Source organism: Actinoplanes teichomyceticus ATCC 31121 (assembly GCF_003711105.1).
Lineage (GTDB): Bacteria > Actinomycetota > Actinomycetes > Mycobacteriales > Micromonosporaceae > Actinoplanes > Actinoplanes teichomyceticus.
The window spans coordinates 6,429,408-6,442,458 of the sequence record NZ_CP023865.1 but is presented as its reverse complement, the minus strand read 5'-3'; the positions used below and the strand labels follow the sequence as shown (position 1 = coordinate 6,442,458).

Genomic DNA, 13,051 nt, shown 5'->3' with positions numbered 1-13,051 from the left:
GCCACGGGCGCCCAGGTCGGCGGCGCCGCCCTCACCGCCGGGACCCCCGGCGGATCCGATGTCCCGGCCGAATCGGCCTACGTCACCGCCCTGGTCGTCGCGAGCGTCGTCACGGCACTGTCGCTGCTCGCCATCCGCACCATGAGCAGAGGAGCCGGGGAATGAGCCGTGCTGATGCGACCACGGGCGGCCGCGCCACGCCGAGGCGCAAGGTCCTGATCTCGGGTGCCGGCGTCGCGGGCCCCGCCCTCGCGTTCTGGCTGAACCGGTACGGGTACGCGGTCACGGTGGTGGAGAAGGCGGGCACGGTCCGTAGCGGTGGCTATCCCCTCGACGTGCGTGGCACCGCGCTGGAGGTGGTCCGGCGGATGGGGATCCTCCCGCGGCTGCGGGACGCACACCTCGACCTGCGCCGGCTGACGTTCCTGAACGAGGACGGCAGCGAGGTCGTGTCGCTCAACCCGCACGCCGTCACCGGCGGTGTCGAGGGACGAGACCTGCAGGTACGGCGCGGCGACCTGACCGACGCGCTGTACGCGGCCGTCCGTGACGACGTGGAGTTCCTGTTCGACGACTCCGTCGACACCCTCGACCAGTCCGGGAACCGGGTCGAGATCACGTTCCGCGGCGGCGACCGGCGTACGTTCGACATGGTGGTCGGCGCCGACGGTGTGCACTCGCGTACCCGGGAGCTCGTCCTCGGCCCCGAACAGCAGTCCCCCCGGTACCTCGGTTACCGGTTCGCCGTGTTCACCATGCGCAACACCGTCGGGCTGTCCCGGGAGACCGTGATGTGGAACAGCCCGGGCCGGGCCGCGGCCCTGTACGCCGCGGGCGACGACGACGTGCACGCCTTCCTGACCTTCGCGCAGCCGGAACCGCCGCCCGGCGCGTCAGCGGACCCGCGGGCCCAACGCGACCTGGTCGCCACCGTCTTCGCCGACGCGGGATGGGAGGTCCCGCGCATGCTGGCCGCGATGCGCGACGCCCGCGACGTGTACGTCGACGGGGTCAGCCAGATCCACCTGCCCCGCTGGTCCGGCGGCCGGGCCGCCCTGGTGGGCGACGCCGCGTACGCGCCCGCCTTCCGCACCGGACAGGGCACCAGCCTGGCGCTGGTCGGCGCGTACATGCTCGCCGGTTCCCTGGCCGAGCGCGGCCACGCCGCCGGCTTCGCCGCCTACGAACGCGGCACCCGTGAGTTCGTGACCGCGAACCAGCAGCTCGCCGGCACAGGTGGTGCCGGCCTCTTCCCGACCACGCCCGAGGGACTGCAGCAGCGCAACACCCGGCTGCGCAGTCTCAGCTCCATGCCCCTCGCGGGCGGACGACCGGCCCACTCGGCCCTCACCCTGCCCGGATTCGTCCTGCCCATGACCTGAACCCGGCAGCCCCGGCGCGGCGGCGATCCACCGCCGGACGACGTGCATCTTCCCACCAGCGAAGGACTCGCCATGACCTCCGTCGACGTCGGACCCCCGCACACCGCCTGCCCGCCGCGACCGCCGGAAGGCGCCCGGTGAAGGCGGCGGTGCGCGAGCCCACGGGGTGCCCACCAGAGCCGGCCGGCTGGCGGCAGCCACTACAGCGGATGTCGCCCCGCCGCACCGATCCTCGAGCCGAGTACGTACCTCGATGGTGGGCACGGTTCAGGTGATGATGCGGGTGACTAGTTCAGGGCGCCACTGAACGTACTCGACAAGACTGCCGTCGGGGTGACGGAGATAGGCGAACGAGCCGGTGACGCTCGGTGACACGGGCTGGTCGATGGTCGCGCCGGCATCGATGAGCTCGCGGATGGTTTTCTCGAGGTCGTCGACGATGACCGGGCCGACGGCTTCGCGCAGGGGATCGAGTGCCTGCTGGTCGCCGGCGATGACAAGGAAGTCCCCGACCGCGGCGATCTCGACCTGGTCGAACGGAAAGCGCAAGTCCGCGGGGCGACCGACCAGCTTCTCCAGCAGCGGCAGCGACTGGTCCAGTGAGGCGACGAATACCCGGGCGTAGGTTTTGAGGATCACGAGGGGCTCCTTTCATGGAGGCACATGCGGCATCGGCGACGACAGGATCAGCTGACAGCACGCACTTTTAGGTGTCCACCCCCGTGCTCGCACCGAAGCTGAACCCGGCCCGTCCACCCTCGCCGTCCCCATCGCGCCGATCCGCGATGGCGACGCCGGTGCGGGCGACGACCCGCAGTCAGCTCGCGTTCGCGTGATCATCAGTGGTCAGCAGGTCTTCGGCGCGGCCATCCAGCATCGTGGCGAGGTCGGCTGAGCGGGGGAGCATGATGCGCTCGTACGCCTGGACCGCTGTGCCCACGGTGTCGCCACCGGCCAGGGCCAGAGCCAGGTCGCTCGCGTCGAGCATGGCCATGTTGACACCCACGCCCAGTGGCGGCATGAGGTGGGCGGCGTCGCCGAGCAGGGTCACCGTCGGGTGGTGTGCCCACGTGTGCGGGACCGGTAGCGCGTAGATGGGCCGGTCGGCGTACCGGCCGTCGTTGTCGGTGATCAGCTGCCGCAGGCGCGGGTTCCAGCCGGCGAACTCGTCCAGCAGGTGCGCTCGGATGCCGGTCGTGTCGCCGGGGGTGAGGCCGGCCGCGGCGATCCAGTCGGCCGCGGCCCGGCGGATGATGTAGACCCGGATGTGTCCACCGCTGTTGCGCTGGATGAACAGGGCGCGGTCACCGTCAGCGGCGTGCGCGCTGCCCTGGCCGACGAGGCCGGCGATCTCGGGGTGCCGGTTGTCGACGTCGTCGAACCTGGCCTCCAGGAACGAGATACCGGTGTACTGCGGGACGGCCGGGGAGACGGCGGGGCGTACCCGTGAGTGGGCGCCGTCGGCGCCGATGACCAGATCGGTCTCGACGGTGGAGCCGTTCTCGAACCGCAGGGTCCGTCCGTCGGTGGCGGTCAGCGCGTGACCCCACCGGACGGTTCCGGGTGTCAGCGAGTCGAGCAGCAGGTCGCGCAGCGTGCCGCGGTCGATCTCCGGCTTGAACAGCTCGCCTGCCGCGGGGATGTGGTGGGTGCGGATCTCGCCGTTGATGTCGAGCTGCCGCATCTCCTGGCCCTCCGGGCGGGCAACGGCGTGGAATGCGTCGAGCAGGCCGGCCTCGCGCAGGGCGATCTGCCCGTCGTCGGCGTGCAGGTCGAGGCTGCCGCCTTGGTTGCGGGCGTCGCGGCCGGGGTCGCGCTCGTAGACGGTGACCGTGATGCCGTGTCGTTGCAGGATGCGGGCGCAGGTGAGGCCGCCGGGGCCGGCGCCGATGATGCTGATCCGGGTCATGGTCGCCCCTTTCGTCGGGTGCGGTGCGTCGGTTCACGTCACCGTGCTCAGAAAAGCAGACTCGATTCAAAAGTGCAACGAGTCAACTTTGTGTTCGAGTACACTCTCGGATAGAGTCAACCTGTGACCGAGGTTTCCCTGAGCCGCCGCGAACGTAAGAAGGCCGCCACCCGGCAGGCGATCGCCGACGCCGCCCTGAGCCTGTTCCTGGAGCGCGGCTACGACCAGGTCAGCATCCGCGACATCGCGGACGCGGCGGACGTCTCCACGACCACGCTGTTCAAGCACTTCGCCGGCAAGGAGGCGCTGCTGTTCGACCGCGAAGCCGAACGCGAGGCGCAGCTGACCGCGGCCGTCCGCGAGCGCGCCGCCGGCGAGGGCATCCTGGACGCACTGCGCCGGCACGTCCTGGACACCTGGTTGCCGGTCGCCGCGCACCCGCAGCGGGCCGAGTTCGTCGCCTTGGTCGATTCGACGCCGGCGCTACGGGCTTACTACGAACGAATGTGGACCCGCCATACCTACACGCTGGCCGCGGCGATCGCCGATGAGCTCCGCGTGGCCCAGGACGATCTGGGGTGTGTCGCGCTGGCGCGGTTCGTGCTCGACATCCCGGTTCTGACCGCACGGCGGCCGGATCGCCGGGCCGCGGTGGAGACCATTTTCGAAATCCTGGAGCGCGGTTGGCGAGAGCCGCAGTAGCGTCCTGCCGCGTGCCGCAGGTCACGGCTGCGGCCGCGCCCTTACCGAACAACCGTGGAAGATCGCGGGGCACTTCACGTTCGCGCTCGTGACGTCCATGACTGCGGCTCGCGTGGCTGTCCTCGGCCGGAGAACGACGCCGATCCGGAAGGGGACCGGGGTAAGCGCAGGGCGTGGTCCCGCCTCATCTGCTGACCGCAGATCGGCTTGGCCGGCGGGCGCCGTCGCCGTGAAGGTGGAGACGGCACGCAGGGCCGAGCCGGAGGAGAGAGAGCCATGCATCCATGCACTGCCGCGACGCCAGGCGGACCCGGGTCCGTCGATGACCAGTTGTCCGTCCAGCTGCTGCACCAGCGCATCATCGTGCTCGGGACCGAGGTCGACGACCCGATCGCCAACCGGATCTGCGGGCAGCTGCTGCTGTTGTCCGCCGAAGACCCACTGAGCACCATCAACCTTTACATCAACTCGCCGGGCGGATCGGTCACCGCCGGGCTGGCGATCTACGACACCATGCGGCTGATCCCCAACGCGGTCAGTACGCTGGCCCTCGGCCTTGCCGGGAGCATGGGGCAGTTTCTGCTCACCGCCGGTACTCCCGGCAAGCGGTACGCGCTGCCGCACGCCCAGATCCTGATGCACCAGGGCTCGGCCGGCTTCGGCGGCACCGCGGCGGACGTGGAGATCTACGCCAACCAGTTGGAGCGGCTCGGCCGGACGCTGCTGCGACTGACCGCCGAGCACACCGGGCAGCCGATCGACACGGTCGAACGCGACAGCCGACGTGACCGCTGGTTCACCGCCGAGGAGGCGGTCGAGTACGGCCTCATCGACCGGATCCTCGACAGTGTCGACGACGTACGCCCCGGGGTGGCCCGCCAGCCGATGGGCCTGAGCGCATGAGCCACTACACCATCCCGACCGTCGTGGAGAAGACGCCGAGCGGGGAACGCGCCTTCGACATCTACTCCCGGCTGCTGTCGGACCGGATCATCTTTCTCGGGACCGAGATCGACGACGGGGTCGCCAACGTGGTGATCGCCCAGCTGATCCACCTGGAGTCCACCGGGGAACAGGAGATCGGGCTGTACATCAACTCCCCGGGGGGTTCGTTCAGCGCGCTGACGGCGATCTATGACACCATGCATTTCATCCGGTGCGACATCGCCACCATCTGCGTCGGCCAGGCAGCGTCGGCGTCCGCGGCGCTGCTGGCGGCCGGCACCCCGGGCAAGCGGTCGGTGCTGAAGCACGCGAAGGTCACCTTGCACCAGCCGTCCGGCCAGGCCCGGGGCACGCTGCCGGACCTGGCCGTGGAGGCCAAGGAGGTGGCCAAGGTTCGGGCCGAGATGGATCAGATCCTGGCCGAGCACACCGGGCATTCGATTGCCCGGATCCGGGAGGACACCGACCGGCGGATGACCCTGACCGCCCCCGAGGCCGTCGCCTACGGCCTCGCCGATCGGGTCATCACCCGGCGGGAACCGCTCGGTTACCGGCTCAACGCCGCCTGATCAGGCGGCCGACAGGACGACATCGCCGGAGCGGGCACCGCGCGGCGCATGTGCCGCGCGGCGCCACCGGGCCGCCTCCAGCCGCAGAACCGGGGCGCGATGCGCCGTGAGGTCGCGCCCCACCTCGGCCAGCAGGTCGGCCAGCCCGATGCCCAGCGAGTCGCAGACGGCAGCCACGATCTCCGAGCTCGCCTCCTTGCGGCCACGCTCGACCTCGGACAGGTACTGCACCGAAACGCACGCGTCCCGAGCGACCTCGGCCAGGGTCCGCTCCTGCTCCAGCCGGCAGCGCCGCAGCACCTCACCGAGCAGGGTGCGCAACAGCGGCCGGGGTCGGTACGTCACGTCTTCCATACGCCGACGGTAGTGAGCCGGCGTCGTCGCCGGCACCCACTCGACCCCGCTTCTGCCAGCAGCATAGGAGCCGTCCGAGTGGCCCCCGGTCGCATCACTTCGCCGAACACCGACGCCACTGGCGCGGTCGCCGTCGTCACAGCGATGCCGCTATCGGTCACGTCGATCCGCGGCACTGGCGGAGCATCTCACGCGCCGCGGTGAGTGGCCGCCGATCAAGGGCCCCCTCAGATGTCCGCATGCCACAGTCGTGCACCCGGCAACCGGGCGCGCCGCACGCGGCGTGACCCCATGCCGAAACGCCGGCGCGCGCGTCGCGGCAGATCTGGTCGCGGGGCGTGGGTCGACCGCGACGGTCGCGCGTCGTACATATGTACGATGTGCGGCTTTCCGGATTTCAACCTAGCCTGCATGGTGACCGCCGCCGCGCCATTTGGCCGTGGATTCGCGGCGGCGGTCTATTGCCCCACTCCAGGTGTTTCGAGAAGGAGCAACGTGACAATCCTAGTAACCGGAGCGACCGGAAACGTGGGTCGCCAGGTGGTGGCCCAGTTGGTCCGGGCCGGGCAACCGGTACGGGCGATGACCCGCCGGCCGCAGGCAGGTCGGCTGCCGGACAGTGTCGAGGTGGTCCGGGGAGACTTCGAACGTCCCGGCACCTGGTCGGCGGCGCTGGACGCGGTGGAGTCGGTGTACCTGTTCCCCTTCGCGTACGCCGGGACCGACCACGGGTTCGTCGAAGAGGCGGTCAAGGCCGGCGTCACCCGGTTCGTCGTGCACTCCGCAGCGGCGGCCGGGTTCGCACCCGGAACCGGAGGCGACGGCGCACTCGGGTGGCACCTGACCCAGGAAAGGGAAGCACACCGCGCGTTGGAACTGCTGGTGGAGGCCTCCGGCGCTGAATGGACCCATGTGCGGCCAGGCCTGTTGGCCGCCAACGCGCTGCAGTGGGCCGACCAGATCCGGACCGGTCGGGTGGTGCGCGGGCCGTACGCCGCCGCCGGCTACCCGGTGGTCCACGAGGCCGACGTCGCCGACGTGGCGGTTGCGGCGCTGCTGACCGACGACCATGTCGGTGCCGCGTACACCGTCACCGGCCCGGCGAAGGTCTCGCAGGCGGAACAGGCCGCCGCGATCGGCGCCGCCATCGGCGTGCCGGTGCGCTTCGAGGAGCTCGACCCGGCCGAGGCGCGCAGGCGGTGGCTGCGCGCCGGCGTCGATGAGGAGACCGCCGACTGGATGATCGCGCTGCTCGCCGACGCGGTCGACGGGACGGGTGCGTTGCCGCCGACGGACACCTATCTGCGGGTGACCGGGCGACCACCGCGCACGTTCGCCCAGTGGGCCCACGACCACGCCGCCGACTTCCGGCCGGAGGCGACACGATGACGATTCTGGTCACGGGCGCCACCGGCATGGTGGGCCGACACGTCGTCGCCGAACTGGTGAACACCGGCCACCGGGTCCGCGCACTGACCCGGACGCCGTCGGCGGCGAATCTTCCGGACGGGGTGGAGGTCGTCGGCGGCGATCTGACCGACCCGAGGTCCCTGGAGCCGTCGTTGCACGGGGTGGAGCGGATGTACCTGTTCCCGGTCGGACGTACGGCGCGTGACGTCGTCGCTGCTGCGGAGCGGGCCGGCGTGCGGCGCGTCGTCGTGCTGTCCGGGGCGCTGGCCGACACCGATCTCAGTGAGGACGGATACCTGGCGGTCGAGCGTGCGGTCGAGGAGTCCGGTCTCGAGTGGACGCACGTGCGACCCGGGGAGTTCGCCGCCAACTGGCTGGACTGGGCCCCGGCCATCAAGGAAGCTCGGGTGGTCCGCCGGCCGTACCGGGCCGCGGTGACCCAACCCACCCATGAGGCGGACATCGCCGCGGTCGCGGCGAGGGTGCTCGTCGAGGACGGCCACGCCGGCCGGACCTACACCTTCGCCGGCCCCGAGGCGCTCACCGCGGCCGCGCAGGTCGACGCGATCGGCGCGGCGATCGGTGCCACGGTGCGATTCGACGATCTCGATCCGGCCCAGGCCCGAGCCGAGTGGATCGGCAACGGCTATCCGGAGGCGTTCGTCGATTGGATCTTCGCCATGTGGGCGGAATCCGCGCGTAACCCCACCCCGACGAATCAGGAGTGGGCCGACGTCGTCCCGCAGCTGACCGGCCGGCCCGCACGGACATTCGCGCAATGGGCCACCGACCACGCGGCCGACTTCCGGTAGGCCGTTCCTCGTGGGGCATGGCGGCCACCCGGCCACCATGCCCCACGACCGTCAACCCGGAACGGCGCGCGACGAGCGCTGCGCGCGAACATCCTCGACTCGGCAGGAGCGTGCGCCGTCCCGGCGTCGCGCGGGCCACATGGAGCGTGACGGGACGCGACGCCGCCACGCACGCCGCGGCGTGAGCGGACACGGCCGCTGGTGACGCCGGCGGCCGGTGCGCTCAGGAACCGGTGCCGAAGGGGTTGTTGATCAGATAGCGCCAGCGGCCATCGGCGCCTCGGCGGAGGACGTCGGCGGCGACGCCGCCCAGGTCGAGCCGGTAGCCCTGGTGGGCGGTGCCGCGCATCGACCAGTCGACGACCGAGAGCGCGATGTCGCCCGCGACGTAGAGGTGCCTGGTTTCCGCGATCATGGGGACGCCGAAGCCGAGAAGATGTTCGTACGCGGCCAGGCGCGCGGATGCACCCGTCAACGCGGTTCCCGGCTGTGGGACCAGAACCGCGTCGGGCTCGTAGAACCGGTCCACTACGGCACTCGAGCCGGTCGCGAAGGCCGCGCCGTAGGCAGCCAGGTGCCCATCGACATCGGTGGTGGGTTCAACGGAGTTGGGCCGCATGAGATCGTCCGCACGGGGTGGCTGCTGTGAATCGGTCATGCCCCACCAGAATAACGCCGACGACCTCTACCGTCCCGGAGCGACACACGCGTCGACCGCCGTGACGAGCCAGGCCTGGCCCCGGTGAGAATTCGAGCGTGGGCCGCAGGTCACGACTCAACCAGCCCGCTGATCCGGCGTACCGAGACGGTGACCGTTGCGGCCCCCGATGCGCTGCCAGCCGTCGGCTATGGTGCCCGACCGAAGGACGCGCGCGCCGGACCCACTCAGCGTGACCAGGGCCGTGTGGCCGCGCGGAATCTCGTCGACCGTTCTCTCGTACCGGATGATCTGGGTCAGCTCTAAGTCGATCAGGTCCGCCGAGTCGTCGACTCGGTGGAATCTGGCGCCGCGGAAAACCGTGCCGCCGAGGTTTCGCACGACCACCGTCGCTTCAGTCCACTGAGAGTTTCGAACCTCGTGGATCTGCAGTTCTACAGGAGTCCCGGCGGCATTCACCTGTCGATGGTCGCCGCCACCGTCGACGGGGTCAATCCCGGCAGGCTGGACTCGGGCGGATGTACTCACATCGGTAGATGAGTAAATCCGACCACGCCCTGGGTGATCCGCCCGGCGGCAGGGCCTGCACGGGCTCGGCGGCAGGCGGGGGGCGCCGGCCGGGACGCTGTTCGGTGTGCTCTCTTCGGCGTGCCTCCGCCGGTCACCGCGGCGCGGAGAGGCTCGGGAGGGGGTCTTGTCCCCCGTGCGAGCTACCCGCAGGTGTCCACCGCACGGTGACGACTGTGGCGGCGGAAATCCATAGGTTTCTTCGTGTCCGCGGCGCTCCGGTCGCGGTCTGCGAAGGAGTCGTCATGCGATTCGTCAAACAGCTTCTCGCCGTCGCCGCCGTCGCCCTCGTCGGCGGGCAGAGCATCGCCGCCGTCGAGGGCAGTTTCTTTCCCACCTTGGTGATCGGCGCGGTGACGGCCGTGCTGGCCGTGGTCGTCCACCGGTGGGTCGTGCGGCGCACCGAACGCCGCGAGCCGGCCGAGCTCGGCCTGGACGGCTGGGGTGGGAAGCTGGGTCGCGGGACGCTCATCGGCTTCGCCATGTTCGCGGCCGTCATCGCCAGCATCGCCTTCCTCGGCGGTTACCACGTCGAGGGTTGGGGCTCGCCGACCGGAGCGCTGGGTCTGCTCGGGCTCATGGCGGCCGCCGCGGTCACCGAGGAGCTGCTGTTCCGGGGGCTGCTGTTCCGCATCATCGAGGAGCGTACGGGAACCTGGATCGCTCTGGCTCTGACCGGCGTGGGGTTCGGCGCGATGCACCTGGTGAACCCGGACGCCAGCCTGTGGGGGGCGACCGCCATCGCGATCGAGGCCGGGTTCATGCTGGCCGCGTGCTACGCCGCCACCCGGAATCTGTGGGTCCCGATCGGTCTGCACTTCGGCTGGAATTTCGCCGCCGGTGGCGTCTTCAGCGTCGTGGTCTCGGGCAACGGCGAGTCGAAAGGACTGCTTGAGGCCTCGACGTCGGGGCCGGTCACGCTGAGCGGTGGCGCCTTCGGGCCGGAGGGCAGTCTGTACGCGGTGGTGGCCGGCGTGGTGCTGACCGTGGTGTTCCTGTGGCTGGCCAAGCGCCGCGGACACCTCGTCCCGCGCCGTCGCCGCCCGGTGCAGGCCCCGGCAACCGTTACAGTCACCCCGTGACCAAGCTCCGGAGGCTCCCGGGTCTGTGGCGGCAGTGGCCGATCACGGTGCGGGATCTCCTTTTCGCTCTGGCTCTCGCGCTCGCGGTGGTGGTCCCGGCCCTGAAGCGGCAGGGTACGCAGCTCGGCGACCTCCCGGACCACCCGTATGACGCGCTGACCGTCGGGGTCGTCGCCCTGGAGTGCCTGCCGCTGGCCGTCCGCCGTCGGTGGCCGGTCGTCTGCCTCGCGCTGGTGTCGCTCGGCTTCGCGATCGACCAGCTGCGCGGCTACCACACGATCGCGGGTACGGGACTGGCCATCGCACTCGTCAGTGCGGGCGCCTATGTGGAACGGCGCCGCCGGGTGGTCGCGGGGCTGGCCTCGCTGGCGTACGTGCTCCTGGCGATCTCCCTCGATCGGCTCGGTTCGGGTGAGGGCGTCGCCGGGTTCACCACTTTCTACCTGCTGCTGGCGCTCGCGTGGGGCGTCGGGGCGTGGCTGCGCCAGACCCGCGCCGCCGAGGCGGAACGTCGCCGCCATGTCGAGGAGGCCACCCGTACGGCGGAGCGCACGCGCATCGCCCGGGAGCTGCACGACGTCGTCACCCACCACGTGACGGCGATGGTCGTGCAGGCCGAGGCGGCGCGCTACCTGACGGGCGCCCCGGACAAGCTGGACCAGACCCTGACCGCGATCACCGGCACCGGTCGCCGGGCTGTCGGTGACCTGCGGCAGCTGCTCGACCTGCTCAATCCGGATCACAGCACAGGTGACCCGCGTACGCCCGCCGTCGGCGACCTGGACGCCCTCGTCGACCAGACCCGGCAGGCCGGGCAGCCGGTCGAGTTCGTCCGGAAAGGCACGCCGGCGGCGGCCACCGGCAGCGCCGAGGTGGCGGCGTACCGGGTGGTGCAGGAGGCGCTGACGAACGCGCTGAAGTACGCACACGGCAGTCGGACCAGCGTTCACGTTCACCACGGGGAAGGGGAGACGACCGTGGAGATCAGCACCGACGGCTCCGGGTCCGGCAGCGCGTCCCCGGGCGGCGGCGGACGCGGCCTCGCCGGGCTCCGCGAGCGGGTCACCGTCCTCGGTGGCGACTTCAGCGCGGGCGCGCAGGCCGGCGGCGGCTTCCTCGTGCGGGCCCGGATCCCGGCCGGAAACCCGTCGTGACCGCGCCGATCCGGGTGCTGGTCTGCGACGACCAGGAGCTGATCCGCGCCGGCTTCGCGACGATCATCGACGCCCAGCCGGACATGGAGATCGCCGGTGAGTGCGGCGACGGGCGCGCGGCGGTCGACCTGGCCGCCCGGCTCCGGCCGGACGTGGTGGTGATGGACGTGCGGATGCCGGTGCTCGACGGCATCGAGGCGACCCGCCTGCTGGCCGGCGCCGGGGTCGCCGAGCCGGCGAAGGTCCTCGTGGTGACGACGTTCAACCTCGACGAGTACGTCTACGAGGCGCTGCGCGCGGGCGCCAGCGGCTTCCTGCTCAAGGACGCCCCACCGGCGCAGCTGCTGGGCGGCATCCGCACGGTGGCGACGGGCGCCGCGCTGCTGGCCCCGGAGGTGACCCGGCAGCTGGTGGGCAGGTACGCGGCCCGCATCCGCCCGGCCGAGGGCGACCCGGACGGCGGCGCGCTGACCCCGCGCGAGCTGGAGGTGCTCCGGCTCATCGCGGAGGGCCTGTCCAACAGCGAGATCGCCGCGGCCCTGGTGATCAGCCAGGAGACGGTCAAGACGTACGTGTCCCGCATCCTCACCAAGCTGCACCTGCGCGACCGGGTGCAGGCCGTGGTGTACGCGTACCGCCGGGGCCTGGTGACCTGAGCGGCCCGTTGCTTCTACGCGGGTTCACGCGCACGAGCAGCACGACCCTTACCTTGGGTACCTGCTCGTCGTCCTCGATCTCGCGGCCGTGGCCCCTTCTGTCGAGTGCCAGGAGCGGGAATCCTCGGGCCCGACGACCCACAGGTGGGGACCGGGATCAGCTGTCGGAGTACTTCTTGACGGTCGCGGTGATGAACGAGTCGGCGGCAACCTTGGTGCCCGCCTTCAGGTCCTGCGAGACGACCACCCAGTTGGCGTCGACCAACGGGAGCCGGTGGGCGCCGGTCGCGTCGGTAGCCGGCGCGACATGCAATCCGGCCGCGCGCCACAGATCCTGCGCCGACTGGTAGTCGAGCCCGACACCGTTCGGTACCACGACCTTGGCCGGGGCAGCCGCCGCCTTCGTGGTGGTCACAGCTGCGGTCGGTGCAACCGTCCTCGTCGGACTCGCTTGAGTCGGAACCGGCCTCGTGGCATCGGCCGTAGCGGTGGCCGTGGTCGCTGCGGCCGGCGCCGTCGCTGCATTGCCGTCGCTGGTGCTCGAACAGCCCGCCAGAGCAACGGCAAGGCTGAGAGTGATCGCGGACACTGTCCTGGTACGCATCGCCGCAGGCTAGCGCCTCGCTCCTAAGCGGATCAGCCGAATACCGGTCGGCTGGACATCTGATGCCCACCCCCTTTCGGCCAGGTCTCAGCCGGGCCCCGACACGGTACGGGACGGCGCGGCTTGCTGCGGCACCACCGACGCTGTGGCCGGGCACGCGAGAAGCCACCCGATCGCCTAGTATTCGCCTTCATCGATTGTGACGGGGGACAGGATCAGTGACGGTCAGGCGAAGCCATGCCCGTAA

15 protein-coding genes are annotated in these 13,051 nt (G+C 70.9%); 9 read left to right on the top strand and 6 right to left on the bottom strand.

What is annotated here, in order from left to right:
* Nucleotides 1-161 precede the first annotated feature (161 nt).
* Complete coding sequence (locus ACTEI_RS28265; protein ID WP_122980442.1) at nucleotides 162-1,382, top strand: FAD-dependent monooxygenase; 1,221 nt, start codon at nucleotides 162-164, stop codon at nucleotides 1,380-1,382.
* Between the two features lie 267 nt (nucleotides 1,383-1,649).
* Here ACTEI_RS28265 and ACTEI_RS28260 read toward each other — a convergent pair whose 3' ends face one another.
* Both ACTEI_RS28260 and ACTEI_RS28255 read right to left on the bottom strand, forming a co-directional pair.
* Nucleotides 1,650-2,021 (bottom strand): VOC family protein, encoded by a 372-nt coding sequence (locus tag ACTEI_RS28260; RefSeq protein WP_122980441.1) that lies wholly within the window; start codon nucleotides 2,019-2,021, stop codon nucleotides 1,650-1,652.
* 178 nt (nucleotides 2,022-2,199) lie between these two features.
* The gene (locus tag ACTEI_RS28255; RefSeq protein WP_122980440.1) at nucleotides 2,200-3,291 is read right to left on the bottom strand and encodes an FAD-dependent oxidoreductase; all 1,092 of its coding nucleotides are present in this window, start codon (nucleotides 3,289-3,291) and stop codon (nucleotides 2,200-2,202) included.
* A gap of 123 nt (nucleotides 3,292-3,414) precedes the next feature.
* On the opposite strand from ACTEI_RS28255, the gene ACTEI_RS28250 reads away from it, so the two are divergent.
* The 3 genes from ACTEI_RS28250 to ACTEI_RS28240 all read left to right on the top strand — a co-directional run bounded on the left by ACTEI_RS28250 (nucleotide 3,415) and on the right by ACTEI_RS28240 (nucleotide 5,507).
* Entirely contained in the window at nucleotides 3,415-3,993 is a 579-nt protein-coding gene (locus tag ACTEI_RS28250) for a TetR/AcrR family transcriptional regulator (RefSeq protein WP_122980439.1), read from the top strand.
* Between the two features lie 276 nt (nucleotides 3,994-4,269).
* Nucleotides 4,270-4,896 (top strand): ClpP family protease, encoded by a 627-nt coding sequence (locus ACTEI_RS28245; RefSeq protein ID WP_122980438.1) that lies wholly within the window; start codon nucleotides 4,270-4,272, stop codon nucleotides 4,894-4,896.
* A complete protein-coding gene (locus ACTEI_RS28240; protein WP_122980437.1) occupies nucleotides 4,893-5,507 on the top strand; it encodes a ClpP family protease in 615 nt (204 codons plus the stop codon). Before ACTEI_RS28245 ends, ACTEI_RS28240 begins: the two co-directional genes overlap by 4 nt.
* Here the strand turns inward: ACTEI_RS28240 and ACTEI_RS28235 are convergent, their stop codons facing one another.
* The gene (locus ACTEI_RS28235; RefSeq protein WP_122980436.1) at nucleotides 5,508-5,861 is read right to left on the bottom strand and encodes a helix-turn-helix domain-containing protein; all 354 of its coding nucleotides are present in this window, start codon (nucleotides 5,859-5,861) and stop codon (nucleotides 5,508-5,510) included.
* A gap of 495 nt (nucleotides 5,862-6,356) precedes the next feature.
* Here ACTEI_RS28235 and ACTEI_RS28230 point away from each other — a divergent pair, with 495 nt between their 5' ends.
* Both ACTEI_RS28230 and ACTEI_RS28225 read left to right on the top strand, forming a co-directional pair.
* Nucleotides 6,357-7,250, top strand: coding sequence for an NAD(P)H-binding protein (locus ACTEI_RS28230; protein WP_239082658.1), 894 nt, complete (start codon nucleotides 6,357-6,359; stop codon nucleotides 7,248-7,250).
* Complete coding sequence (locus ACTEI_RS28225; RefSeq protein ID WP_122980434.1) at nucleotides 7,247-8,083, top strand: NAD(P)H-binding protein; 837 nt, start codon at nucleotides 7,247-7,249, stop codon at nucleotides 8,081-8,083. The genes ACTEI_RS28230 and ACTEI_RS28225 overlap by 4 nt, the downstream gene beginning before the upstream one ends.
* Before the next feature lie 223 nt (nucleotides 8,084-8,306).
* Here the strand turns inward: ACTEI_RS28225 and ACTEI_RS28220 are convergent, their stop codons facing one another.
* Together ACTEI_RS28220 and ACTEI_RS28215 are read right to left on the bottom strand one after the other, a co-directional pair.
* Nucleotides 8,307-8,741: a YybH family protein gene (locus tag ACTEI_RS28220; protein ID WP_239082657.1), complete on the bottom strand. Its 435-nt coding sequence runs from the start codon at nucleotides 8,739-8,741 to the stop codon at nucleotides 8,307-8,309.
* Between the two features lie 117 nt (nucleotides 8,742-8,858).
* Nucleotides 8,859-9,200 carry a hypothetical protein gene (locus ACTEI_RS28215; RefSeq protein WP_145830981.1) on the bottom strand — a complete coding sequence of 114 codons (342 nt, stop codon included), beginning with the start codon at nucleotides 9,198-9,200 and terminating at the stop codon, nucleotides 8,859-8,861.
* Nucleotides 9,201-9,553: 353 nt separating this feature from the next.
* Here ACTEI_RS28215 and ACTEI_RS28210 point away from each other — a divergent pair, with 353 nt between their 5' ends.
* From ACTEI_RS28210 to ACTEI_RS28200, 3 genes are read left to right on the top strand one after another with little or no spacing between them, the layout of a single operon-like run.
* A complete protein-coding gene (locus tag ACTEI_RS28210) occupies nucleotides 9,554-10,390 on the top strand; it encodes a CPBP family intramembrane glutamic endopeptidase (RefSeq protein WP_122980431.1) in 837 nt (278 codons plus the stop codon).
* Nucleotides 10,387-11,544 (top strand): sensor histidine kinase, encoded by a 1,158-nt coding sequence (locus ACTEI_RS28205; protein ID WP_122980430.1) that lies wholly within the window; start codon nucleotides 10,387-10,389, stop codon nucleotides 11,542-11,544. Before ACTEI_RS28210 ends, ACTEI_RS28205 begins: the two co-directional genes overlap by 4 nt.
* The gene (locus tag ACTEI_RS28200; protein WP_122980429.1) at nucleotides 11,541-12,200 is read left to right on the top strand and encodes a response regulator; all 660 of its coding nucleotides are present in this window, start codon (nucleotides 11,541-11,543) and stop codon (nucleotides 12,198-12,200) included. Before ACTEI_RS28205 ends, ACTEI_RS28200 begins: the two co-directional genes overlap by 4 nt.
* A 157-nt stretch (nucleotides 12,201-12,357) precedes the next feature.
* On the opposite strand, the gene ACTEI_RS37905 is transcribed toward ACTEI_RS28200, so the two are convergent.
* Nucleotides 12,358-12,615, bottom strand: a complete 258-nt coding sequence (locus tag ACTEI_RS37905) for a PASTA domain-containing protein (RefSeq protein ID WP_203723796.1) — start codon at nucleotides 12,613-12,615, stop codon at nucleotides 12,358-12,360.
* Between the last annotated feature and the right edge of the window lie 436 nt (nucleotides 12,616-13,051).

Excerpts from the sequence above, each read along its gene's own strand:
- ACTEI_RS28265 (WP_122980442.1), top strand. The coding sequence starts at position 162 with ATGAGCCGTGCTGATGCGACCACGGGCGGCCGCGCCACGCCGAGGCGC.
- ACTEI_RS28255 (WP_122980440.1), bottom strand. The coding sequence starts at position 3,291 with ATGACCCGGATCAGCATCATCGGCGCCGGCCCCGGCGGCCTCACCTGC.
- ACTEI_RS28245 (WP_122980438.1), top strand. The coding sequence starts at position 4,270 with ATGCATCCATGCACTGCCGCGACGCCAGGCGGACCCGGGTCCGTCGAT.
- ACTEI_RS28240 (WP_122980437.1), top strand. The coding sequence starts at position 4,893 with ATGAGCCACTACACCATCCCGACCGTCGTGGAGAAGACGCCGAGCGGG.
- ACTEI_RS28235 (WP_122980436.1), bottom strand. The coding sequence starts at position 5,861 with ATGGAAGACGTGACGTACCGACCCCGGCCGCTGTTGCGCACCCTGCTC.
- ACTEI_RS28225 (WP_122980434.1), top strand. The coding sequence starts at position 7,247 with ATGACGATTCTGGTCACGGGCGCCACCGGCATGGTGGGCCGACACGTC.
- ACTEI_RS28220 (WP_239082657.1), bottom strand. The coding sequence starts at position 8,741 with ATGACCGATTCACAGCAGCCACCCCGTGCGGACGATCTCATGCGGCCC.
- ACTEI_RS28210 (WP_122980431.1), top strand. The coding sequence starts at position 9,554 with ATGCGATTCGTCAAACAGCTTCTCGCCGTCGCCGCCGTCGCCCTCGTC.